Raw genomic sequence first — 22176 nt, 5'->3', positions numbered from 1 at the left:
GGACCGCAGATGACCGCAGGCGACCTGCCCTCGATCCGTCACCCCGGCGACGGATGGGTGGACTGTGCCTGCGGCAGCCGGCACTGGGGGCTCTTCGGAGCGGCCGGGCTGCTCCTCGCCCGCCGCGACGAGGCAGGACGCATCTCCCACGTCGTCCTGCAGCACCGCGCGCTGTGGAGCCACCTCGGCGGCACCTGGGGCGTGCCCGGTGGCGCACTCGCCCCCGGCGAGACTCCGCTCGAGGGCGCGCTGCGCGAGGCCCACGAGGAAGCGGGCGTGCCACCCGGCGCCGTCCGGGTCCTCGGCGAGCACGTGCTCGACCACGGCTCCTGGCGCTACACGACGATCCTCGCCGACGCCGCGCCCGGCACCGCGATCGATGTGCGACCCACCGACCCCGAGAGCCTCGAGATCGCCTGGGTCACGGTAGCCCGTGTCACCGACCGACCGCTGCTGCCCGCCTTCGGTGACGCCTGGCCAAAACTTCTCGAGCGGCTCTCGCAGACCTGAGCTCGGCGGCCCGTCGCAGGTGACGGGCTTGGTCACCGCGATCTCAGGTGAGACCTGCACCACTTTTCACCGCAGCTCCCCTTGATTCCGCGGCCAGGCGTTGTACATTTCTTCTCGACGCACCTTTATGCAAGCCAAGCCTTGCCTAAATCTCCCGGAAGGCTTGAGCCGTGTTCGCGAACTTCCTCATCGGTCTGCGCGAGGGCCTCGAAGCGGCCCTCGTGGTCGGCATCCTCGTCGCCTACCTCGTGAAGTCCGGGCGCCGCGACCTGCTCCCCCAGCTGTGGACGGGCGTCGCCCTCGCGGTCCTGGCCTCCCTCGCCTTCGGTGCGGCGCTGACCTTCGGCCCGCGCGGCCTGACCTTCGAAGCCCAGGAGGCGATCGGCGGCACGCTGTCGATCATCGCCGTCGGCCTCATCACCTGGATGATCTTCTGGATGGGCAAGACCGCCCGCCACCTCAAGGCCGACCTGCACGGCAAGCTGGACGACGCCGTCGCCGCCGGCAAGTGGGCCGTGCTCGTCATGGCTGTGCTCGCCGTCGGGCGGGAGGGCCTCGAGACCGCGCTGTTCCTGTGGGCCGGCGCCCAGGCGACCGGGGCCAGCACTCAACCGCTGATCGGGGCCGTGCTTGGCCTCGCGGTGGCCATCGTCCTCGGCTGGGCCGTCTACAAGGGCGCCGTCCGGCTCAACCTGCGGGTCTTCTTCGCCTGGACCGGGCTGGTCCTGATCGTCATCGCCGCCGGTGTGCTCGCCTACGGCGTGCACGACCTCCAGGAGGCCGGCATCCTGCCGGGCCTGCACAACCTCGCCTTCGATGTGTCCGTGACGATCCCGCCCTCGAGCTGGTACGCGACGCTGCTCAAGGGCGTGTTCAACTTCTCCCCCGCCACGACATGGCTGCAAGCCATCGTCTGGGTTGCCTACGTCGTCCCTGTCCTGACCGTCTACATCCGCACAGTCTGGTTCGGCTCGCCCCGTACCGCGCCTGCGCCCGCCCCCGCCACGGCGGGGCTCGCCGCATCCACCAACGGAGGAAATGCATGAGCCGTCCCAGTTTCACCACCCGAGCCACCACCCGAGCCACCACCCGCACCGCCGTCGCGGCGGGCGCCTTCGCGCTGCTGCTCCCCCTCGCGGCGTGCACCAACAACAACGCCTCGGCCGACGCGACCGGCTCGGCTGGCGGCGCCGCGAAGCTCACCGTCGACTCGACCGCCGACGCGTGCACACTCTCTGCCGCGCAAGCGCCGTCCGGGAATGTCGTGTTCTCCGTGACGAACTCCGGCAACGACGTCACCGAGTTCTACCTGCTCGCCGAGGACGGCCTGCGCATCGTCTCCGAGGTCGAGAACATCGGTCCCGGCCTGAGCCGCGACCTCGTCGTCACCGCCAAGCCCGGCACCTACATCACCGCGTGCAAGCCCGGCATGGTCGGCGACGGCATCCGCTCCGACTTCACCGTGACCGACTCCGGCGTGGACGTGAGCCCCACGGGCGAGCTCGCCGACCAGGTCGCGGTCGCCACGACCAACTACGTCGCCTACGTCAAGGATCAGTCCGAGCAGCTGCTCACCGGGACCCAGGCATTCGTCGACGCCTACCTCGCCGGCGACGACCAGGGGGCGCGCGACCTCTACGCCAGCACCCGCGTGCACTGGGAGCGCATCGAGCCGGTCGCGGAGTCCTTCGGTGACCTCGACCCGCGGATGGACCTGCGCCAGGCCGACCTCGAAGAAGGCCAGGAGTGGACCGGCTGGCACCTGCTCGAGAAGGACCTGTGGGCCCCGGCCCCCGAGGCCAACGACGGCGCGGCCTACCTCCCGCTGACGACTGAGCAGCGCACCCAGTACGCCGACCAACTTCTCGCCGACACGACCGAGCTCAACGACCGCGTCCACACGAGCGAGTTCGCCGAGACGATCGACGCCGCGAGCATCGGCAACGGTGCCAAGGGCCTGCTCGACGAGGTCGCGACCGGCAAGGTCACCGGTGAGGAAGAGATCTGGTCGCACACCGACCTGTGGGACTTCCAGGCCAACGTCGACGGCGCCAAGGTCGCCTACGACGGGCTGCGGGACATCGTCCTCGCCCAGGATGCCGACCTGGCCGCGACCCTCGACACCCAGTTCGCCACGATCCAGGGCCTGCTCGACGCCCAGCGTTCCGGTGACGGGTTCGTCCTGTACACAGCCCTGACCGAGGCCCAGGTCAAGCAGCTGGCCGACTCGGTCAACGCGCTCGGCGAGCCGCTGTCCAAGCTCACCGCGGCCGTCGTCCTGTAGCTCGCGCCACTCGCGCCGACCAGCACCAGCACGAAGGTAGCCATGTCCCAGATGCCCCCGACCTCGGGCTCGACCCAGTCCTCGGACTCCATCGCGCCCGAGGCCGCCAGCGAGGCCGACCAGGCCGGCGCCGTCTCCCGGCGCAGCCTGCTCGGCCTTGCGGGGGCGGGCGTGGCCGCCCTCGGCATCGGCGCGGCCGGCGGCTTCGCGGCCGGGCGCTCCACCGCGCCGGCAACCTCACCGGTCGCCGACGTCTACCCCTTCACCGGCCCGCACCAGGCCGGGATCACGACCCCGGCGCAGGACCGCCTGCACTTCGCGACCTTCGACCTCATCACCGACTCCCGCGAGGCGGTCGTGGCCCTGCTCAAGGCGTGGACCGTGGCCGCCGAGCGGATGACCCAGGGCCTGCCCGCCGGGGAGTTCGAGCCCGGCGCGGGCCCCTACGACGCGCCGCCGGACGACACCGGCGAGGCGGAGGGGCTGAACGCGTCGGGCCTGACGATCACGTTCGGCTTCGGCCCGTCGCTGTTCACCGACTCGGACGGCGCGGACCGCTACGGCCTCGCCGCCCGCCGCCCCGCCCTGCTCGCTGACCTCCCGCACTTCCCGGCCGACGCCCTCGAGGACGCCCGCTGCGGCGGCGACCTTGCCATCCAGGCCTGCGCCGACGACCCCCAGGTCGCAGTCCACGCCATCCGCAACCTCGCCAGGATCGCCTTCGGCACCGCCTCGGTGCGCTGGAGCCAGCTCGGCTACGGGCGGACGTCGTCGACGTCGACCGCGCAGACCACCCCCCGCAACCTCTTCGGCTTCAAGGACGGCACGGCCAACATCAAGTCCGAGGAGACCGACGCCGTCACCTCCCAGGTGTGGGTCTCTGCCGATGACAGCGCGGCCGACGACGCCGCAGGCGACAGGGCCACCGACTCTTCCTGGCTCACCGGCGGCTCCTACCTCGTGGCGCGCCGGATCCGGATGACCATCGAGACGTGGGACCGGTCCTCGCTGCGCGAGCAGGAGACCGTCGTCGGGCGCACCAAGCACACGGGTGCGCCGCTGTCCGGAGGCACCGAGCTCACCGAGCCCAACTTCGCCAAGGCCGGCCGCGGCGACCTGCCACTCATCGACCCGACCTCGCACGTCGCGCTCGCCCACCCGACCAACAACAACGGCGCCCGGATGCTGCGCCGCGGGTACAACTACACCGACGGCTCCGACGGCCTGGGTCGCCTGGACGCCGGACTGTTCTTCATCGCCTTCGTCCGCAACCCCGCGACCCAGTACATCCCCATGCAGAACACCCTCGCCCGCGACGACCTCATGAGCGAGTACCTGCGCCACACCGGCTCGGGCCTGTGGGCCGTGCCACCCGGCATCCCCGCGGGCGCGCCCCTCGGCGGAGCGGACGGCGCGTACGTCGGCCAGGGGCTGTTCGAGGCGTGATGCGCGGCGCGAGTCCGTAGACGAGTAGCGTCGTCCTATGACCGCCCACAGCCCTGCCAGCACGACGGCACCGCTCACCACGCAGCATCCGCAGGCCGCCCTCACGGCCCTGCTCGTCGTCGTCACGGCGATCACCGCCGAGCTCGCCCGGATGAGCGGGCCGCTCATCGACGCCGCCTTCACGACCGGGGTGATCGCCGCGGCTGTCACAGCCGTGGGAACCTACGCCGCGGCCGGGCTGTTCGTGCTCGCCCTGTGCGTGCGGCGACCGATCGACGGCCGGGTGGTCCTGCTCGCCGTCGTCGCCCTCGCCGTCGGGCGGGTGGCGACCCAGGGGCTGAGCGGGTCGGTGCGCTACGGCACGGCCCTGGCCACGGTTGCGCTGTCCGTGGCGATCGTCGTCGTGGTGGCCGCAGCCGTCGCCCGGGTGTCCGGGCGCGCGGTCGCCGCCGGGGTGGGCGGCGGTCTGGCGGTCTCCGCCGCGCTCAACCTCGCGCTGCGCACCTGGGACTCCGTGTGGCGCCCGGGCGCGCTAGGCTGGCTGGTCGCCCTCGCGCTCGTGGCCACCGCCGTCACGCTGGCCTGGCGGCTGCGGGCACTGCCTGCCGCTCCCGCGGTCCGCGGTCTGTGGCTGATCGGACCGTACCTGGGGCTGGCCGTCATGACCTTCGCGAACCCCGCCTTCATCTCCTCCCAGGCGGGCCTGCCGCTGTGGTTGTCCGGCCTGGTGATCATCGTCGCCGCGCTGGGCACGGCGGGGTTGCTGGCCCTGCCGGCCCCCGACCCCACCCGGTTGCCCGCCTGGACCGACGCGATCGTCGTCGTGGTATCGGGCGGGGCCGCCGCGCTCGTGTTCTTCACGATCGGCTGGCCCCACGATCCCGGCACGGTCGTGTCGGTCCTCGTGGCGGCCTCGATCGTGCTGCTCGCCGGTTCGACGACGATCGCCCTCGCCCAGGCGCTCACCCGGCCCGTCCACCGGCAGCGATCCCTGCGCCTGGCCGGGGCGGCGACCTGCGCCGGCCTCGGGCTGATCCTCCCGCTGCTGGTCTACCAGCTCGACTACGACCTTCCGCTGCCGGTCCCGAACGTCGTGCTTCCGGTGGCCGTCGCTGTGCTGATCTCCGGCATGTCCGTGCGTGCCCGGATCCGGGCACGCGTCTTCGACGGCGAAGTCGACCTGACGGCAACACCCCTGGCGATGCGGGTGCAGGGCCCGGCGCTCGTGGCCACCGCCCTGCTCGGTCTCGTCGGCATCGCGATGGTCGTGCCGACCGGCGCACCGAGCGCGGTCGACCGCATGCCCGGGTCCTTCCGGCTCCTCGACTGGAACCTGCACTACGGGGTGAGCGCGGAGCCCGCGGTCGAGCTGTCGGACATGGCCGCGGTAATCCGCGAGTCCGGGGCCGACGTCGTCACGCTCCAGGAGGTCTCCCGCGGCTGGGTCATGGGCGGCGGCGCGGACATGGCCACCTACCTGTCCCAGGAGCTCGACATGGAATTCGTCTTCGTACCGGCCGCGGACCGCCAGTTCGGCAACGTCATCATGTGGAAGCCTTACCTGGGCGAGCTCACGGGCGTCGAGCGCACCGCACTGCCCTTCGGGGACGGCCCGCAGAGCCGCTCGGCGATCTCGGGGACGCTGACCGACGGCGTGCCCGTCCGGATCACCTCCGTGCACCTGCAGCACCGCGCCGAGAACACCCCCACCCGGCTCGAGCAGCTCAGCGTGCTGCTCGAGGCCCAACCCGTCTCGGGGGCCTACCTGCTGGCCGGCGACCTCAACGCCGAGCCGGGCTGGCCTGAGCCGCACATGCTCGCGGCCGCTGGGCTGGTCAGCGCGCAGGACTCGGCCGGGAACCCGGCCGACCTGACCCATCCCAGCCTCGTCCCGGACCAACGCATCGACTGGGTCTTCGGGAGCGGCGTGACGTTCACCAACTTCGCCGTCCTGGACACCCAGGAGTCCGACCACCGCCCGCTCGTGACCACCGTGACCGTCGACGCCGTACCCACCCCCTAGGAGCCATCATGCAGATCCTGCTTCCCGTGTCCGAGGCCGTCGCGCTCGCCGCGGCCAAGGAGCCACTCCCCCCGGTCATCCGATCGGTCACCGCCGAGGGTTCCTCGCTCCTGCTCGACATCGACCTGCGGGTGGTCCCGGACGCCCCGTTCCCGCTGCGGGTCGCAGCGGCGGCCATCGGCACCGTGGCGGTGACCGCGACGTTCTCCGGGTACGACCTGGGCGTGGCGACCTTCGTCATCACCGCGCACGCGCGGGCGCTGCCCGCGCACAAGCTGCTCAACCACCTCACCGGGCCGATCGAGTCCGCGCTCACCCGGCGCGGGCTGCCCGCGGGCCTCGTGGAGATCCGCAAGGGCGAGGGCGAGCCGGTCCTCGCCGTGCGCCTGCAGGACGCCGTCGCCGCCAAGGCGACCGGCGTCACCGTCACGGACTTCGACCTGCGCGACGCGACCGCCCACGTGACCCTCGCCGTCGGCCAGGTCGCCCTCCGCTGAGTGCGGCTCCAGCGTCCGCTGAGTGCGGGCGAATGGCTGCCCAAACCGGACACAGACCAGCCATTCGCCCGCACTCAGCGAAGGGTGGGCGGGGCTCGGCGGACTGGGGGTGGGCTATTCGGTGAGGTGGTGGCTCATCCGGGCGACCTCGCCGATCGAGCCGGACAGCGACGGGTAGACCGTGAACGCCTCGGCGACGTCGTCGGCCGTAAGGCGGTGCTCGACGGCGAGGGTGATCGGGAAGATCAGCTCGCTCGCCCGCGGCGCCACGACCACCCCGCCGAGCACGACGCCGGCGTCGGGGTGGGAGAACATCTTGACGAAGCCGTCGCGGATGCCGAGCATCTTCGCGCGCGGGTTGCGGCTCAGCGGCAGGATCGTCGTGAGGTACTTCGAGCCCTGTTCGATGAGCTTCTTCTCGGAGTATCCGACGGTCGCAATCTCAGGGGCGGTGAAGATGTTCGCCGCGACGGTGCGCAGCTTGATCGGGGCCACCGCGTCGCCCAGGGCGTGCGACATGGCCACGCGTCCCTGCATGGCCGCCACGCTCGCGAGCGGGAACACTCCCGTGCAGTCCCCGGCCGCATAGACCCCGCGCGCGCTCGTGCGGGAGACCTTGTCGACCTCGATGTGGCCCGACGCCGTCAGGCGCACCCCCGCCTCCTCGAGGCCGATCCCCGACGTGCTCGGGATGGACCCGACGGCCATGAGCAGGTGGGAACCCTCGACCACGGAGCCGTCGGACAGCGTGACCTCGACCCGGGCGCCGGCGCCTGAGCCGATCACCCGGGCGGACTCCGCGCGCGAGCGCGACCTGACCGTCATACCGCGGCCCTTGAAGACCTCTTCGATCAGGTTCGCGGCGTCGGCGTCCTCGCCGGGCAGCACCCGGTCGCGGCTCGAGATGAGAACGACCTCGCAGCCCAGGGCGTTGTACGCACCGGCGAACTCGGCCCCGGTGACCCCCGAGCCGACGACGATGAGCTTCTCGGGCAGCTCGGTGAGGTTGTAGATCTGGGTCCAGGTGAAGATGCGCTCGCCGTCGGGCACGGCCGTGTCCAGGATCCGCGGGGTCGCGCCCGTCGAGACGAGGATGACGTCGGCGTCGAGCACGAGCGGCCCGCCGCCGCCGTCGGGGCTGTCCACGATCACGCGGGCCGGGCCGTCCAGGCGCCCCTCACCCAGCACGATGCGGATGTTCTCCCGTTCGAGGCGGGCCCGGATGTCCGCCGACTGCGCGGCCGCGAGCGCCATGACCCGCGTGTTGACCGCGGCGAGGTCGACGTCGAGACGCGGCACCGCGCCCGCGGGCATCCCGCCGACCCGGATCCCCAGCTCCGCGCCGGTCTCGGCGACCGTCATCCACTCGGCCGTCGCGATGAGCGTCTTGGACGGCACGACGTCGGTCAGGACGGCCGCGCCGCCCACGCCCTGCCGCTCGACGATGGTCACGTCGGCGCCGAGGCGACGGGCCACGAGCGCAGCCTCGTAGCCACCCGGGCCTCCCCCGAGGATGACGATGCGGGTCGTCTGCAGGTCCGTCGAGGAGGAGTCGGGGGCTAAGGCGGGAGCGGGAGGCGAAGTCTGAGTCACGTGCCTCAGTATCTCAGCAACTCCCCAGTAATCCATCCGTGGGCTGACCAGCGCGCGCAGTCGTCTCAGCCGCCCAACCCGGATAACCTCAGATGCATGACGACTCACCCTGTCCCCACGCCCTCGGCCACCACCCCGGCCTTCCGCTCCGACGTCGATCCCTTCGACCTCGCCCGTGACGCCGCGGCACACATCGCCCGCGTCACCGGCGTCGCCTCCCACGACGTGGCCCTCGTGCTCGGGTCCGGCTGGGGCGGTGCGGCCGACCTGCTCGGGGAGACCGTCGCGGAGATCCCCAGCGACGAGATCCCCGGCTTCTCCAAGCCGGCCGTCGAAGGGCACGTGGGCACGCTGCGCTCGATCCGGATCGGTGCGACCGGCAAGCACGCCCTGGTCCTCGGCTCGCGCACGCACCTGTACGAGGGCAAGGGTGTGCGCGCCGTCGTGCACGGGATCCGTACGGCGGCCGCCGCGGGCGCTCAGACCGTGATCCTCACCAACGGCTGCGGCGGGCTCAACGTCGACTGGACACCGGGCACCCCGGTCCTCATCAGCGACCACATCAACCTCACCGCGACCTCACCGCTCGAGGGCGCGACGTTCATCGACCTGACCGACCTGTACTCCACGCGGCTGCGTGCCCTCGCCCGCGAGGTCGACGCCGCGCTGCCTGAAGGCGTCTACGTCCAGTTCCCCGGCCCGCACTACGAGACGCCGGCCGAGGTGCGGATGGCCGGAGTGATGGGCGGGAACCTCGTGGGCATGTCCACGACCCTGGAAGCCATCGCGGCCCGCCAGGTGGGCATGGAGGTGCTCGGGATCTCCCTCGTGACGAACCTCGCCGCTGGAATCTCACCGGTGCCGCTGTCCCACGCGGAGGTCATCGAAGCAGGTCAGGCCGCTGGGCCGCGCATCTCCGCGCTGCTCGCCGCGATCATCGAGAAGGTGTGACATGAGCGTTTCGGAGTTGACCGAGCTTGGCGCCGAGGTCGAGGCGTGGATCGCCAACGATCCCGACGCACGCACCCGCACCGAGCTCACGAACCTGCTTCAGTCCGCCCTGGACACCGTCGACGACTACCGTCACGACGCGATCCGCGCCGAACTGCGGGACCGTTTCACCGGCCCGCTGCAGTTCGGCACCGCGGGCCTGCGCGGGCGGATGGCCGCCGGGCCCAACCGGATGAACCGTGCCGTGGTCATCCGCGCGGCCGCCGGGCTGGCCGCCTACCTCCGGGAGGCCGTCGGCGACGCCGGGCACCCGCCGCGCATCGTCGTCGGCTACGACGCACGGCACAACTCCCGCACCTTCGCCGTCGACAGCGCCGCCGTGTTCACCGCGGCCGGGCTCGACGTGGTGATCCTCGACCACGCGCTGCCCACCCCGGTCCTCGCCTTTGCGGTGCGTCACCTCGACGCCGACGCCGGCGTCATGGTCACCGCGAGCCACAACCCCCCGGCCGACAACGGGTACAAGGTATATCTCGGCGGCAGGGTCGTCAGTGATTCCGGCCAGGGCGCACAGATCGTGCCGCCCTACGACGCGGGCATCGCCGCGCACATCGACGCGGCGCCGGGTGCCGTCGCCGTCCCCCGCGCGGACGCAGGGTGGCGGACCGCCGGGCCGGGCCTGCTCGCGGCCTACCTGGGCGCCGTCGGCTCCCTGGCCGACGACGGCGCGCCGCGCCGGCTGAGCATCGTCGCCACCCCGCTGCACGGAGTGGGCGGGGCCGTCCTGGAGCAGGTGCTGCGGGCCGCCGGCTACCACGACGTGTTCATGGTGCCGGAACAGTTCGAGCCCGACCCAGACTTCCCCACGGTCGCCTTCCCCAACCCGGAGGAGCCCGGGGCGATCGATCTGGCCCTGGCCTATGCCCAGACCCTGGGGGCGGACCTGGTCATCGCGAACGACCCCGACGCCGACCGCTGCGCGATCGCGGTCAAGGACGTGCGGTCCGTGCTCGACCGCCAGCGCAACACAAGCCCGGAGACGGCGATCTCCGAGGGCTGGCGGATGCTGCACGGCGACGAGGTAGGTGCGCTGCTCGGTGAGCTTGTCGCCTCGGAACAGGCACCCGGCAGCGGCGCCCTGGCCAGCTCGATCGTGTCCTCCCGGCTGCTCGCCCGGATCGCGGCGGCGCACGGGCTCTCCCACGCCGCGACCCTCACCGGGTTCAAGTGGATCTCGCGGGTCGACGGCCTGGTGTTCGGCTACGAGGAAGCGCTCGGCTACTGCGTCGACCCGGGACAGGTGCGGGACAAGGACGGCATCTCCGCCGCGCTGCGCATCGTCGGGCTCGCCGACCGGCTCAAGGCCGACGGCCGGACGCTCATCGACGCCCTCGACGACCTGGCCCGGGCGCACGACCTGCACCTGACCGACCAGCTCGCTGCCCGGTATGCGGACGTGTCCCAGATCCCGGTCACGATGCAGACCCTGCGGGGCGCACCTCCCACGCTGCTGGGCGGTTCACCCGTCACCGAGCTCGTGGACCTCTCCGACGGCGTCGACGGCCTGCCGCCCACGGACGGCCTGCGGCTGCTCACCGCGGACGGCACCCGGGTCGTGGTCCGGCCCAGCGGGACCGAACCCAAGGTCAAGTGCTACCTCGAGGTGATCCTCCCGGTCGGCGAGACCGCCACGCACAATGAGCTCACAGCCGTCCGGCACGCGGCCAGGACGCGGCTCAACGCTGTCATCGCCGACATGTCAGTCGCGCTGGGACTGTGAGCTGACGGGACTCTGAACGGCACTCCTCCCGTGCACGACGACGCCGCGCACCTGGTCACCAGGTGCGCGGCGTCGCTGCTCAAATCTGTTCAGCTCACTGCGACGGTGACCCCGCCGGAGAAGGGCGAGTCGTGCAGCTCGAGGGAGGCTGGGCTCGCGTCGGCCGGCACGTCGAAGACAATGATCCCCTCGACCGTGTTCCCCGGATTGATGCTCGTGAGGAAGCTGTTGGAGTCGGGCAGGTAGACGGCCGCCGTCGAGTCCGCCGAGTGCGTGCGGCCCTGGGCGTCAAGGAGCTTCTGCGAGCTCGAGTCGAAGTACTGCGCCTGGTCCCCGATATTGGTCACAGTGACGTGCACCAGCAGGAACTGGCCCTGGGCATCTACGCCGAAGGTCGCGTCGCCGATGTGGGCGACACCCGGCTCCAGGCTGTTCACCGTGAACTCAAACTTCCCGTCGGCGACCACCGACCCGATGCCGGGGGTTGTGGGGGCCGGGGCGTCGTCGGCTGGGATGTCGTCGGCCGGTGCTGCGGAGGTCGCGCCGGCGCCGGGAGTCGTGGCGGGCTTGTCCCCTCCCGAGAACGCCTGCGACAGGGCGATCAGGACGACGATCACAAGCAGGGCCGTGAAGATCTTGTGCCGGGCGAAGAAGTTCTTCTTCTTCGGCACCGGCGCGAGCTGGACAACATACTGCGGGGGCAGCTGGGGCTGGCCGTTCTGGGCCTGCTGCTGGGCGAGCCGCAGCTGGGCCTGCTCGTAGGCCTGCTGAGCCTGCTGGGACGGGTCGGTGCCTCGTGATCGGGCCATCGTGGTTCCTCGTTCTGAGTGGTGGACAAGCGGGTCTTGAGCAACACCCACACCTCATCGCAGACGGCCCACCGCTTGCATCGCCCGGACGGGGCGTCCCCGCTACCCGATCGGTCGAGCAGACCGGCGGGCGCTCCACCCGGTCGGAGGACGACGTCGTCGGTGGCTGGCCCTACGCTGACGCTGTGTCCCGACCACCGACCCACCCCGCCGCCGCGCCGCAGGTCCCACCGCGGCACGTCCCACCGCCGTACCAGCCGGGCACCCCCGGTCCGGCCCGCCCGTGGACGGCCGGCGCGCGCCGCTCCGGACCCGTCGCCGCGACCGTCGCGTTGGTCGCGGTGAGCCTGTTCTCCTCGATGGCCGCGCTGGCCTTCGAGGGGAACGCCCACGCGATGTCCGGCGTGGGCGCGGTGTGGGTCACCGCCGGGATGTTCGCCGCCTTCGGGGTCTCCGCGATGATCATCGTGCGTCGCCGGTACCCGGTCGCGCTGACCGTCGTCGCCTCCGCCTTCGCCCTGCTGTTCCCGGCCGACGCCTTTGCCGCGCTCGTCGGCCTGTCCTGCGTCGTGGCGACCCAGCCCCGCCGTCGCGCGATCGTGGCGACGGCGGCCGTCTCGGCCGTGACGGTGGTCGCCGTGACCCGCGACTTCCTCCGGCCGGCAGAGTTTCAGCTCTTCACCACCAAGCCGCCGGGCGGGTTAGCCCAGCCGCTGCCGTGGTGGTTCTACGCGATCGTCGCGATCGTGGCACTCGCCTTCACGGTCGGCATCGGGCTGTTCCGGCGCACCACGGTGAACCTGAGCCACGTGCGGGAACAGTTCTCGCACAGCGCGCAGACCACCGCCGACCTGCGGTCCGAGCTCACCCGCCAGGAGGAGCGAGACCTCATCGCACGGGAGGTCCACGACACCCTGGCACACCGCCTCGCGCTCGTCTCCCTGCACTCGGGCGCCCTCGAGATGGCCGCACGCGACCACCCCGAGCTCCAGGTCTTCGCCCACGAGGTCCAGTCGAACGCGCACCGGTCGCTCGAGGACCTGCGCGGGCTCATCGGCGTGCTGCGTGATCCCGGATCACGCCGCAGCGACAGCCCAGGCGCACCGGCGACCGTGACCTTGGAAGACCTGTCAGAGCTGCTCACCGCCTCACGCAAGGCCGGCAGCCAGATGGTCGCCACGGTCATGATCAACGACTCCGCCTCGGCGAGCGCACCCCTGACGCATGCGGCCTACCGGATCGTCCAGGAGGCGCTGACGAACATCCACAAGCACGCGCCGAGCTCCCCGATCGACGTCGACCTCACCGCGAGCGCGGCGGCCGGCGTCCGGATCCTCGTGTCCAACGCCATGCCGCACGGCTCCGGGCCGGCGATCCCTGGAGCCGGCGCAGGGATCGCCGGCATCCACGAGCGGACCCGGCTGCTGGGCGGGCGGGCCTGGATCGGTCCCCGCGACGGGCGGTTCGTCGTCGACGTGTGGCTACCGTGGCAGGCGGTCGCCGGCCCCGGCTGATCAGGGCGGACACGCGCTTGTCGCGGTCCGGGAACGGCGCAGATCGGGCCTACCATGACACTCGTGATCCGTGTGCTGCTGGTAGACGATGACCCCATGGTGCTGATGGCCTTCTCGGCGATCCTGGGAACCGACCCGGATGTCGAGATCGTCGGGACGGCCAGCGACGGGGACCAGGTGGTCACCGCGGTCCAGGCCCACCATCCCGACGTCGCGGTCATCGACCTGCGCATGCGCCGCATGGGCGGCGTCGAGGCGACCGCTGCGGTCGCCGCCCTGCCTCATCCTCCGCGGGTGATCGTCGTGACGAGCTTCGACGCCGACGAGAACATCCTGCATGCGCTCGACGCAGGGGCGCAGGGGTTCCTGCTCAAGGACTCCGCGCCGCTCGAGATCATCGCGGCCGTGCGCGCCGTCGCCGCGGGTGACGGCGCGCTCTCACCGCGAGTCACCCGGTACGTCATCGACCACGTGACCGGTGACACCCACGCGGCCGAGCGCTCCGTCGCCCGCCAGCGGCTGGAGCTGCTCACCGAGCGGGAGCTGCAGATGGCCTGCGGCGCGCATGCCGGGCAGACCAACGAGGAGATCGGCGCGGCGAACTTCCTCAGCGCGGCGACCGTCAAGACGCACCTGTCGAGCGCCCAGACCAAGCTGGGCCTGACCGGCCGGATTCAGCTCGCGATCCTTGTCGAGCGGTCAGGCCTGCTCGGCTGAGATCAGCTTGGCCTCGTCGGAGTCGACGGCCGCCTTCCAGCTCGCCTTGTCGCTGCGCCAGCCTTCTTCCGTGCGACCCCGGCGCCAGTATCCCGACGCCGACAGCGCACTCACCGGCACGCCTCGGTCGCCGCGCAGGTGACGACGGAGGTCTTTGACGAAGCCGGCGTCCCCGTGCAGGAACACCTCGGGCGTCCCCTCCGGGAAGGTCCATGCGGTGACCGTGTCGACGAGCGGGCTGCCGCCCGACGTGCGGTGCACCCAGGTGATGAGGTCCGCGTCGCAGGCCTGCGCCGCCGATACGAGCTCCTGCTCGTCGTCGGGCCCGCCCACCTCGCAGAACACCTTCGCCCGCGCTCCCGCGGGCAGTACCTCCAAAGCCGCGGCGATCGCTGGCAGCGCGCTCTCGTCGCCGATGAACAGGTGCCAGTCCGCGGCGGCCGACGGCGCGTAGGCGCCCCCCGGTCCGGCGAAGCTCATCGGGTCGCCGGGCTGCGCGGCCGCAGCCCACGGTCCGGCGAGTCCCTCGTCGCCGTGGATGACGAAGTCGAGGGCCAGTTCGCCCGCGGCGGCGTCGAAGGAGCGGATCGTGTAGGTGCGCAGTCGCTCGCGCTGGCCCTCGACCTCCGGGGGGAACTGGAGCTTGACGTAGCGGTCGGTGAACGCGGTGGGGTCAAGTGCGGTCAGCGCCTCGCCGCCCAGGACGACCCGCACCATGTGCGGGGTGAGCTGCTCGGTACGCACCACACGGGTCTGCGTGCTGGTCCGTGCGCGCCGCGGCCCGCCGCGCTCCGCGGGCTCGGGGCGCTCGGTGGGCTCGGTGGGCTCGGCTGACGGGGTGGGTGAGACGGACAAGGCAACCTCCGGGACGTGGGCACTAAGGCTACCCTAAGCCCGGATGGGGACGGTGGAGACCACGATCGGCGCTCCCTGCCCGTAGCCGGTCCTGATCAACGCCTGCCCCAGCGCTGGTGCCGCCGGGAGAAGCACTCCACGGCAATCTGCCTCATTGAGCGGTTCTTGAGCCCCCGGCGATCGGGATGGTCTGGCCCGAGATCGACTTGGCACTGTCGGAGGCGAGGAGACGCACAGCGCGGCGATGTCCGCCGGGTCCACGAAGCGCTTCAGCGCTTGGATGCTCAGCGCGTCCTCGGTCACCTCGTCCAGAGTCTTCCCGTTCGCGTCGGCCCGTCCCTGCAGCACCCTGTGGATGCGGTCCCCGTCCACGGCTCTGGGTCCACGCTTGGTGGTCGCGTACGGACTGCGCTCCGGATACCCGAACCGGCCTCCGACGGACGACATGATGATCACCACCCCGGCTTCCGATCGCTTCAGGTGCGGAATCGACAGCCGGGTCACATTGAACGTTCCCGTGAGATTGACTGCGAGCACCGCATCCCAGGCGTCAGGGGCCATCTCCTCGACCGACGCCGTCGGCCCCGAGATGCCTGCATTGTTGACCAGCACATCGATGCCGCCCAGGGTCGATGCGGCCTCCGTCACGTTCGGCTCTGCTTCAGTTCGGCTCTGCTCGACGCCAGGTCAGCGTCGAGTTCACGGTCCTTCCCCCGGAGACGATGGGTGAGGCCGTGCCGAGGTGCAGGAACTCACCGTCGATCGACACCACGCGCGGCTGGGTCTGGCCCGTCCAGTCCGGGAACAACGACACGAACATCGAATGCGTGAGGGTGCCCTGCTCCTCGTCGACGTGGAACGGTCCCGAGTAGGCGATGTAGGTAGAGGCTTCCGCCTTGTATTCCGCGTCGGTCCCCGCGAACCAGTCGCCGGACGCGAAGTTCTCTCGCCCCGATGCCGAGAGCTGGGCCGACATGTACCCGTCCGGCGTGTAGATGATCAACCCGCTCGCGGTGCTGCCCAAGGGTTCGAAAGGTTCCGAACCATCGACCGGAATCTCGCGGTACGACACGAGCTTCCACGCGCCTACGAGCTGTTCGCGCAATCCCAACGCCATCGCTACCTCCAGAGAACGGGGCCGCCCTGCACGGCAGGACCACCTACATCCAGACTAGACCCGGCGGTCCTGTCAGTAGCCGCCCGCATCGGCGCTGTCTGGCGCACCCTCGCCGTCGAGCCCGGCCAGGACCGACGCGGTCCCGGACAGCCCGAGCCGGGTTGCACCCGCTGCGATCATCGCGAGCGCGTCGGCGGCCGTGCGCACCCCGCCGCTGGCCTTGACCCCGAGCCGGCCACCGACGGTCGCTGCCATGAGCTCGACCGCGTGCACGCTCGCCCCGCCGGCCGGGTGGAACCCGGTCGACGTCTTGACGAAGTCCGCGCCGGCGGACTCGCTCGCCCGGCACGCGGCGACGATCTCGTCGTCGGTCAACGCAGCGGACTCGATGATCACCTTGAGCACGGTCGGGTGCGGGGCCGCGGCGCGCACCGCGGCGATGTCCGCCTCGACGTCCTCCCACTCCCCTGCCTTGACCGCGCCGAGGTTGATGACCATGTCCACCTCGTGCGCGCCGTCGGCCACCGAGTGTGCCGCCTCGGCGGCCTTGATCTGGCTGTGGTGCTTGCCGGAGGGGAAACCGCACACCGTGGCGATCTTCAGCGTGCTGCCTGCCGGCAGCGCGACCGGCAGCATCGACGGAGAGACGCAGATCGAGTACACGCCAAGCTCGTCCGCCTCCTCGGCCAGGGCTGCCACGTCGGCTGGGGTGGACTCGGGCTTGAGCAGCGTGTGGTCGACGCGCGCGGCAAGCTCTGCGGGGGTGAGGGGTGAGTGGCTCATTTTCTCTCCGTCTTCGGTGGGTGGCACCGAGGGGGTGGCGATGGGTGTGCCGCCCCCTCGGCGGTCGTGCTTCGGCGGTCGTGCGTGATCGGTCGTGCTCGTCAGGCCTGCGCGGCCTGCGCGTAGCCCTCGAGGATCTGCTCGCCGAGGGCGTGGCGCTCGTCGTGGTGGATGAACGCGCTCCAGGCGGCCGCGAGGGTGGCGTCGCGCAGGTCGTCGAGGGTCCAGCCGGCCTCCTCGACGAGCAGCGTCATCTCCTTGGTCATGGTGGTCCCGGACATGAGCCGGTTGTCGGTGTTGATCGTCACCGCGAAGTCGAGGTCACGCAGCCGGGAGATCGGGTGCGCGGCGATCGACACGGCCGCGCCGGTCTGCAGGTTGGAGGAGGGGCACAGCTCGAGCGGGATCTGGTTGTCCCGTACCCAAGCGGCGATCAGACCGAGCGTGGGGGCGTCGGTGTCCAGGCCGGTGATGTCCTCGACGATGCGCACGCCGTGGCCGATCCGGCTGGCCTGTCCCAGGTGGACGGCCTCGGCGATCGACTCGACGCCGGCCGCCTCGCCCGCATGGATCGTCACCGGGAAGGACGCGTCGTTGAGGGTGCGCCACACGGACGGGAAGCGGGAGGGCAGGAAGCCGTCCTCGGCGCCGGCGATGTCGAAGCCGACGACTCCGCGGTCCCGGTTCGCCAGTGCCAGCTCGGCGATCTCGTCCCAGCGGTCGGCGTGACGCATGGCCGTGACGAGCTGGCCCACGCGGATCGTGCGGCCCTGCTCGGCGGCGAGGGCGACGCCCTCGGCGAAGCCAGCCTGGACGGCGTCGACGGTGTCCTGGAGGGAGAGGCCCTGGGTGAGGTGCTGCTCGGGCGCCCAGCGCTGCTCGGCGTAGACGACGCCGTCGGCGGCGAGGTCGAGCACGGACTCGCGGGCGACCCGGCTCAGGCCCTCGCGGGTCTGCATGACGGCGATCGTGTGGTCGAAGGTCTCCAGGTAGCGCACGAGGGAGCCCGAGTCGGCGGCCGCGACGAACCACGCGCGCAGCTCCTCGGCGTCGGTCGTGGGCAACTCGTGGCCGGCCGCGGCGGCGAGGTCGATGATGGTCTGCGGGCGCAGTCCGCCGTCGAGGTGGTCGTGCAGGACGACCTTGGGCAGGGCAGAGATGGGCAGGTCAGAAGTCATGCCCCAACGGTACCGCCGGTCGCCCGCCGGCACTCACGAATTCGGGGTTCCAGGAGCAGGAGCTCCGGTCACTGGCGGGCCTCGTCGTCGCCCTCGGGGACCGCCCACGCCTGCTCGACGACGTCCGCCTCGTCGGCCTCGTCGGAGAGGTCGGGCCGGGGGGTCCCTGGGTGGTACTCCTCGAGGTCGTCGCCGAGGGCCCCTTCGCCGCCCGTCACCTCCTCCGCGAGGTTGATCGTGTCCTCGAGGTCGGGGCGGGTCAAGCCCGCGTCGCGCAGTGCGTCGTCGCCGGGCACGGTGCTCATGGTCGTCCTCCTGGTGGCGGGGTCCTCCCATGCTCACCCCGGGATGGCTCCCCCGCCACCCCGGCCCGCGGGGGCGACGGTCAGTGGGGCGACGGTCAGCCCGGCGGCGGCGATCGGTCCGGCGCCACCGGAAGCAGCACCCAGGTCACGTGCGACCAGTTCCCGTAGGCCGGGCGACTGCTCCCGCCCTGGGCCAGCTCGTCGGGGGTGATGGCCAGCATCCGCCCGACCGACGGCTCGTAGACCTCGAGCGCCACCCCGTCCGGGCTCGTGAGCACGACGACGTGGCGCGGCACGGCCGCGCCGAGCCCCCCGCGGGTGTCCCCGCCGGTATAGAACGGCACGGGCAGGCCGCGGCGAGCAGACGCGATCGCGTGGTCGAGCAGCGGGCCGGACTGGCCGGGGCTGGTATCCACGAGGAGGCGGTGGGCGTACCGGACGGCCCCGAAGCGCGCCACCCGCTGGGCACCCCAGGGCGGGGTGCCCAGCCCGCTCGGCCAGCTGAGTCCGAGGAGTGCACGCCGGTTGCTCCGAACCTTGACAGCCTGCTGGAGCGCTCCGAAGCGCGTCGTCGGGGTCGCCTGGTGCGCGCCGTCGAGCACCGTCTGGTCGAGCCACCCGAGCTCGGGCGCGGTGCTCGCGCCGGGCTCCGCCTCCCCGGTCGCCAGCCACCGGGCCACCCGAGGGTCGCCGGCGGCGGCGAGCATCACGAGCGCGGCCGAGCCGCACGTCGTCGGATCGGCCTGGACCGGACGGTCCGCACCGAACAGTGCGACGACGCGCCGGACGGCTCCCACATCCCCGGCCACGGGCGGCGGCAGGGGCGGCAGGGGCGGCAGGGCTCGTCGCCCGGCGCCGAGGGCGTGTAGGAGCGTGGAGAGCTGGCGCCCGGGGCGGCCCGTCACGACCACGGTGCCCACACCCTGATCAGCGCCGTCATCGCGCCGAGTGCCCCGAGGCAGGCCACGGACCAGGCGATCCGGACGAGTCCGGGCCATACCTGGGTGTGGGTGCCCACGCGGAGCGAGCGGGCCGGGCTGGCGACCATGAGGCGCAGCGCGACGTAGACGGCGACGCCCGCCGCGGCGATCGCCAGGACCGGGGCGTGGGTGCGGATGGCCGTCATGGCGAGCAGCAACGACCCGACGACCGTACCCATGACGGTGCGGTGCCAGGCCAGCGCGGTGCGTTCGGGCTGGGCGCCCGAGGGCGCCGCCCGCTCGGGGCCTTCGTCGGGGCTGCTCACGTCGGGACCGGTCAGCCCAGGATCGAGGCGATCGCGTACCCGGTGAGCAGCAGGGCCATCGCGACCACTCCACCGACGAGCAGCGGCAGGGCTGTCGGCGCCGGCAGCGGCGAGCCGGTGCGCAGCGCGATCTCGTGGTGCTTCCAGGACCGCAGGGCGTAGACCGCGAGGCTCGCCCCGGCGAGGCAGGCGATCGCCGCGACGATCTCCAGCAGGACCGGCACCTCGGCAAAGGTCGAGAAGGAGGTCAGCGCGACTCCCCCGGCGACCAGGCCCAGCCCCGTGCGGACCCATGCCAGCGCAGTCCGCTCATTGGCGAGGGAGAACCGCGCGTCGGGCTCGGAGCCGACGCCGTAGACCGCGGCGGGGCGCCGGGCATCGCGATCTTCGTCAGCGGACGGGCCGTCTTGTTTACGCAGGTTGACCACGCCCTCACCCTAAGCCCCGCCGGTCGCCCGCCGCCGGGCGGGTGGGCAGGAGCGGGGGGGCAGGAGGCGGACTTGCGCGCCCGCGCGAGTGGCTTGAATCAACTATCGATTCTCAACTCGGACGCCGGACGGGATCTTGGTCGCATACGTACCGACCACAGAAACGCCGCTGCCAGAGTACGACGTCACCCTGACGGTCGCCGTCACTTCCGTGTACACGCGGTTGCAGGAAACGTTCTGTCCAGGCTGCACAAAGTACTGGGCGGCCACGGGGTTCGCCTGCGCCCCGGACTGGGAGATCGACATCGCAAGGGGGAGGCTCACCGTTGCATCGACGCTCGCAAGGATTCCCGCCTTGATCGACGCCGGGGCAGAAACGCCCGAAGGGCTGGTCGCCGTCATGGTCTTCGTGATCACCTGACCAAATACGCACGTCATGGTTGCATCGACCATGCTGGTGTTTGACAGCGGAATGGACTCAACCACCACCGAGCTCTGATCGGACAGCAAGGTGGTGTAGCACATACCCGAATAGCTCGTGCCAGAGCAGTAGCTCGCCGCCTGGGCAGGGACAGAGGACAGTCCCGTCAGACCAACAGAAAGACCCAACGAGATATACGTTCCGACAATCTTCTTCTTCACGCCATCACCTTTGATGATTGCACCTTCGTTGGCGCAAGCCACAACTTAGCAGCATTGAAAAAATGTCGCACTTGTAGTACCAGTTTCGACCAACGTACCGGTGCGCGACGGTGCGCACCGGTACTCCATGCCGCGGTGAACGGTCAGGCGAGACGGTCGATGATGAGCTGGGTCGCGGGCACTGTCGCCGGGTTCTCCTCGACGGTGATCCCGGCCCGGGCGGACTCGAGCGCCCGCGCGAACCGCTCGGGGGTGTCTGTGTGCAGGGTGAGGATCGGCTGCCCGGCCACGACGCGATCGCCCGGCTTGGCGTGGATCTCCACGCCGGCACCGGCCTGGACCACATCCTCACGTCGCGCGCGGCCCGCGCCCAGGCGCCAGGCCGCGACGCCGACGTCGAGCGCGTCGAGCCGGGTGAGCACGCCGTCGGAGGTGGCGAGGATCTGCTCGGTCTCCTTCGCGACCGGCAGGACCGCATCGACGTCGCCGCCCTGGGCGGAGATCATCGCCCGCCACACGTCCATCGCCCGGCCGTCGCTCAGCGCGGCGCGGACGTCGCTCTCGCCGACCTCGCGTCCGGCCCCGGCGAGCATCTCCACAGCCAATGCCACGGTGAGGTCGACGACGTCGCACGGACCCCCGCCGGCCAGCACCTCGACGGACTCGCGGACCTCGAGGGCGTTGCCCGCGGTCAGGCCGAGCGGCGTCGACATGTCGGTGATCAGCGCAACCGTGCGCACACCGGCGTCGGTCCCCAGGTCGACCATGGTGCGGGCGAGCTCGCGGGCCGAGGCGACGTCCTTCATGAACGCCCCCGAGCCGACCTTGACGTCGAGCACGAGCGCCCCGGTGCCCTCGGCGATCTTCTTGCTCATGATCGACGACGCGATGAGCGGGATGGCCTCAACCGTCCCGGTGACGTCACGGAGCGCGTAGAGCTTGCGGTCGGCCGGCGCGAGGCCGGAACCGGCCTGGCAGATGACCGCTCCCACGTTCTCGAGCTGGGCCATCATCTCGTCGTTGGTCAGCGCAGCGCGCCAGCCGGGGATCGACTCGAGCTTGTCGAGGGTGCCGCCCGTGTGGCCCAGCCCGCGGCCGGAGAGCTGCGGGACCGCGACCCCGAACACGGCGACGAGGGGGGCAAGCGGCAGGGTGATCTTGTCCCCGACGCCGCCGGTCGAGTGCTTGTCCGACGTCGGCCGGGACAGCGAGGAGAAGTCCATCCGCTCCCCCGAGGCAATCATCGCCGCGGTCCACCGGGCGATCTCGGCGCGGTCCATACCGTTGAGCAGGATGGCCATGTTGAGCGCAGCCATCTGCTCCTCGGCGACGACGCCCCGGGTGTAGGCGTCGATGACCCAGTCGATCTGCTCGGCGCTCAGCGTGCCGCGGTCACGCTTGACCCTGATCACGTCAACGGCGTCGAATGCCTCGTGGGTGGTGGTCGGTGCCAGGTCGCTTGTCATCGTCAGGCTCTCTTCGTCATGCTCAGACGCGG

22 protein-coding genes and 1 pseudogene are annotated in these 22176 nt (G+C 71.4%); 10 read left to right on the top strand and 13 right to left on the bottom strand.

Annotation, left to right across the window (positions count from 1 at the left end; translation table 11 throughout):
• Window positions 1-9 precede the first annotated feature (9 nt).
• The 6 genes from BLQ50_RS08040 (at window position 10) to BLQ50_RS08015 (ending at window position 6760) form a co-directional block, all read left to right on the top strand.
• Window positions 10-510, top strand: coding sequence for an NUDIX hydrolase (locus BLQ50_RS08040; RefSeq protein ID WP_093182763.1), 501 nt, complete (start codon window positions 10-12; stop codon window positions 508-510).
• A gap of 170 nt (window positions 511-680) precedes the next feature.
• Window positions 681-1556, top strand: a complete 876-nt coding sequence (gene efeU, locus BLQ50_RS08035; protein WP_093182761.1) for an iron uptake transporter permease EfeU — start codon at window positions 681-683, stop codon at window positions 1554-1556.
• A complete protein-coding gene (gene efeO, locus BLQ50_RS08030; protein ID WP_093182759.1) occupies window positions 1553-2794 on the top strand; it encodes an iron uptake system protein EfeO in 1242 nt (413 codons plus the stop codon). The genes efeU and efeO overlap by 4 nt, the downstream gene beginning before the upstream one ends.
• Window positions 2795-2845: 51 nt before the next feature.
• Entirely contained in the window at window positions 2846-4240 is a 1395-nt protein-coding gene (gene efeB / locus BLQ50_RS08025; RefSeq protein WP_093183274.1) for an iron uptake transporter deferrochelatase/peroxidase subunit, read from the top strand.
• Between the two features lie 37 nt (window positions 4241-4277).
• On the top strand, window positions 4278-6263 hold the full coding sequence (locus tag BLQ50_RS08020; protein ID WP_093182757.1) for an endonuclease/exonuclease/phosphatase family protein: 1986 nt from the start codon (window positions 4278-4280) through the stop codon (window positions 6261-6263).
• Window positions 6264-6271: 8 nt separating this feature from the next.
• Complete coding sequence (locus tag BLQ50_RS08015; RefSeq protein WP_093182756.1) at window positions 6272-6760, top strand: hypothetical protein; 489 nt, start codon at window positions 6272-6274, stop codon at window positions 6758-6760.
• Window positions 6761-6874: 114 nt separating this feature from the next.
• On the opposite strand, the gene BLQ50_RS08010 is transcribed toward BLQ50_RS08015, so the two are convergent.
• Window positions 6875-8389 carry an NAD(P)H-quinone dehydrogenase gene (locus BLQ50_RS08010; protein WP_093182754.1) on the bottom strand — a complete coding sequence of 505 codons (1515 nt, stop codon included), beginning with the start codon at window positions 8387-8389 and terminating at the stop codon, window positions 6875-6877.
• A 60-nt stretch (window positions 8390-8449) separates the two neighbouring features.
• On the opposite strand from BLQ50_RS08010, the gene BLQ50_RS08005 reads away from it, so the two are divergent.
• Window positions 8450-9304, top strand: a complete 855-nt coding sequence (locus BLQ50_RS08005; protein ID WP_093182752.1) for a purine-nucleoside phosphorylase — start codon at window positions 8450-8452, stop codon at window positions 9302-9304.
• 1 nt (window position 9305) lies between these two features.
• Complete coding sequence (locus tag BLQ50_RS08000) at window positions 9306-11084, top strand: phospho-sugar mutase (protein ID WP_093182751.1); 1779 nt, start codon at window positions 9306-9308, stop codon at window positions 11082-11084.
• Between the two features lie 89 nt (window positions 11085-11173).
• Here BLQ50_RS08000 and BLQ50_RS07995 read toward each other — a convergent pair whose 3' ends face one another.
• The gene (locus BLQ50_RS07995; protein ID WP_093182749.1) at window positions 11174-11893 is read right to left on the bottom strand and encodes a DUF4352 domain-containing protein; all 720 of its coding nucleotides are present in this window, start codon (window positions 11891-11893) and stop codon (window positions 11174-11176) included.
• A gap of 185 nt (window positions 11894-12078) precedes the next feature.
• Between BLQ50_RS07995 and BLQ50_RS07990 the strand changes: the two genes are divergently transcribed.
• Together BLQ50_RS07990 and BLQ50_RS07985 are read left to right on the top strand one after the other, a co-directional pair.
• Window positions 12079-13407, top strand: coding sequence for a sensor histidine kinase (locus BLQ50_RS07990; RefSeq protein WP_093182747.1), 1329 nt, complete (start codon window positions 12079-12081; stop codon window positions 13405-13407).
• 54 nt (window positions 13408-13461) lie between these two features.
• Window positions 13462-14124, top strand: a complete 663-nt coding sequence (locus BLQ50_RS07985) for a response regulator transcription factor (protein ID WP_093182745.1) — start codon at window positions 13462-13464, stop codon at window positions 14122-14124.
• Here the strand turns inward: BLQ50_RS07985 and BLQ50_RS07980 are convergent.
• From BLQ50_RS07980 to BLQ50_RS07930, 11 genes and pseudogenes are all read right to left on the bottom strand, one after another.
• Window positions 14107-14979, bottom strand: coding sequence for a siderophore-interacting protein (locus tag BLQ50_RS07980; RefSeq protein WP_245700996.1), 873 nt, complete (start codon window positions 14977-14979; stop codon window positions 14107-14109). The two genes, BLQ50_RS07985 and BLQ50_RS07980, sit on opposite strands and share 18 nt — an antisense overlap.
• Before the next feature lie 33 nt (window positions 14980-15012).
• Window positions 15013-15630 (bottom strand): annotated as a pseudogene (locus BLQ50_RS07975) (SDR family NAD(P)-dependent oxidoreductase); the annotation flags it as partial.
• A gap of 10 nt (window positions 15631-15640) precedes the next feature.
• Window positions 15641-16096, bottom strand: a complete 456-nt coding sequence (locus BLQ50_RS07970) for a lipocalin-like domain-containing protein (RefSeq protein WP_093182743.1) — start codon at window positions 16094-16096, stop codon at window positions 15641-15643.
• Between the two features lie 72 nt (window positions 16097-16168).
• A complete protein-coding gene (deoC, locus tag BLQ50_RS07965) occupies window positions 16169-16879 on the bottom strand; it encodes a deoxyribose-phosphate aldolase (RefSeq protein WP_093182741.1) in 711 nt (236 codons plus the stop codon).
• 101 nt (window positions 16880-16980) lie between these two features.
• A complete protein-coding gene (locus BLQ50_RS07960; RefSeq protein ID WP_093182739.1) occupies window positions 16981-18057 on the bottom strand; it encodes an adenosine deaminase in 1077 nt (358 codons plus the stop codon).
• A 68-nt stretch (window positions 18058-18125) separates the two neighbouring features.
• Window positions 18126-18362, bottom strand: coding sequence for a hypothetical protein (locus BLQ50_RS07955; protein ID WP_093182737.1), 237 nt, complete (start codon window positions 18360-18362; stop codon window positions 18126-18128).
• A gap of 95 nt (window positions 18363-18457) precedes the next feature.
• Complete coding sequence (locus BLQ50_RS07950; RefSeq protein WP_093182735.1) at window positions 18458-19282, bottom strand: hypothetical protein; 825 nt, start codon at window positions 19280-19282, stop codon at window positions 18458-18460.
• The gene (locus tag BLQ50_RS07945; RefSeq protein ID WP_093182733.1) at window positions 19264-19608 is read right to left on the bottom strand and encodes a DUF202 domain-containing protein; all 345 of its coding nucleotides are present in this window, start codon (window positions 19606-19608) and stop codon (window positions 19264-19266) included. Before BLQ50_RS07945 ends, BLQ50_RS07950 begins: the two co-directional genes overlap by 19 nt.
• A gap of 11 nt (window positions 19609-19619) precedes the next feature.
• On the bottom strand, window positions 19620-20036 hold the full coding sequence (locus BLQ50_RS07940) for a YidH family protein (protein WP_245700994.1): 417 nt from the start codon (window positions 20034-20036) through the stop codon (window positions 19620-19622).
• A 102-nt stretch (window positions 20037-20138) separates the two neighbouring features.
• Complete coding sequence (locus tag BLQ50_RS07935; RefSeq protein ID WP_139185785.1) at window positions 20139-20678, bottom strand: hypothetical protein; 540 nt, start codon at window positions 20676-20678, stop codon at window positions 20139-20141.
• A 143-nt stretch (window positions 20679-20821) separates the two neighbouring features.
• Window positions 20822-22144 (bottom strand): thymidine phosphorylase, encoded by a 1323-nt coding sequence (locus tag BLQ50_RS07930; protein ID WP_093182730.1) that lies wholly within the window; start codon window positions 22142-22144, stop codon window positions 20822-20824.
• Window positions 22145-22176 lie beyond the last annotated feature (32 nt).

Origin of the sequence: Sanguibacter gelidistatuariae, from assembly GCF_900096585.1 — a bacterium.
In the GTDB taxonomy this organism is placed as follows: Bacteria; Actinomycetota; Actinomycetes; order Actinomycetales; family Cellulomonadaceae; genus Sanguibacter; species Sanguibacter gelidistatuariae.
Note: the sequence above shows the minus strand (reverse complement) of the source record. Positions and strands in the feature narration are given on the sequence as shown.

What these genes read in the sequence shown, in the direction of transcription:
- efeO (WP_093182759.1), top strand. Translation starts at nt 1,553, where the DNA reads ATGAGCCGTCCCAGTTTCACCACCCGAGCCACCACCCGAGCCACCACC.
- BLQ50_RS07970 (WP_093182743.1), bottom strand. Translation starts at nt 16,096, where the DNA reads ATGGCGTTGGGATTGCGCGAACAGCTCGTAGGCGCGTGGAAGCTCGTG.
- efeB (WP_093183274.1), top strand. Translation starts at nt 2,846, where the DNA reads ATGCCCCCGACCTCGGGCTCGACCCAGTCCTCGGACTCCATCGCGCCC.
- BLQ50_RS08000 (WP_093182751.1), top strand. Translation starts at nt 9,306, where the DNA reads ATGAGCGTTTCGGAGTTGACCGAGCTTGGCGCCGAGGTCGAGGCGTGG.
- BLQ50_RS08005 (WP_093182752.1), top strand. Translation starts at nt 8,450, where the DNA reads ATGACGACTCACCCTGTCCCCACGCCCTCGGCCACCACCCCGGCCTTC.
- BLQ50_RS08040 (WP_093182763.1), top strand. Translation starts at nt 10, where the DNA reads ATGACCGCAGGCGACCTGCCCTCGATCCGTCACCCCGGCGACGGATGG.
- BLQ50_RS08020 (WP_093182757.1), top strand. Translation starts at nt 4,278, where the DNA reads ATGACCGCCCACAGCCCTGCCAGCACGACGGCACCGCTCACCACGCAG.
- BLQ50_RS07930 (WP_093182730.1), bottom strand. Translation starts at nt 22,144, where the DNA reads ATGACAAGCGACCTGGCACCGACCACCACCCACGAGGCATTCGACGCC.
- BLQ50_RS07960 (WP_093182739.1), bottom strand. Translation starts at nt 18,057, where the DNA reads ATGACTTCTGACCTGCCCATCTCTGCCCTGCCCAAGGTCGTCCTGCAC.
- BLQ50_RS07955 (WP_093182737.1), bottom strand. Translation starts at nt 18,362, where the DNA reads ATGAGCACCGTGCCCGGCGACGACGCACTGCGCGACGCGGGCTTGACC.
- BLQ50_RS07985 (WP_093182745.1), top strand. Translation starts at nt 13,462, where the DNA reads ATGACACTCGTGATCCGTGTGCTGCTGGTAGACGATGACCCCATGGTG.
- BLQ50_RS08015 (WP_093182756.1), top strand. Translation starts at nt 6,272, where the DNA reads ATGCAGATCCTGCTTCCCGTGTCCGAGGCCGTCGCGCTCGCCGCGGCC.
- BLQ50_RS07995 (WP_093182749.1), bottom strand. Translation starts at nt 11,893, where the DNA reads ATGGCCCGATCACGAGGCACCGACCCGTCCCAGCAGGCTCAGCAGGCC.
- BLQ50_RS08010 (WP_093182754.1), bottom strand. Translation starts at nt 8,389, where the DNA reads ATGGATTACTGGGGAGTTGCTGAGATACTGAGGCACGTGACTCAGACT.
- deoC (WP_093182741.1), bottom strand. Translation starts at nt 16,879, where the DNA reads ATGAGCCACTCACCCCTCACCCCCGCAGAGCTTGCCGCGCGCGTCGAC.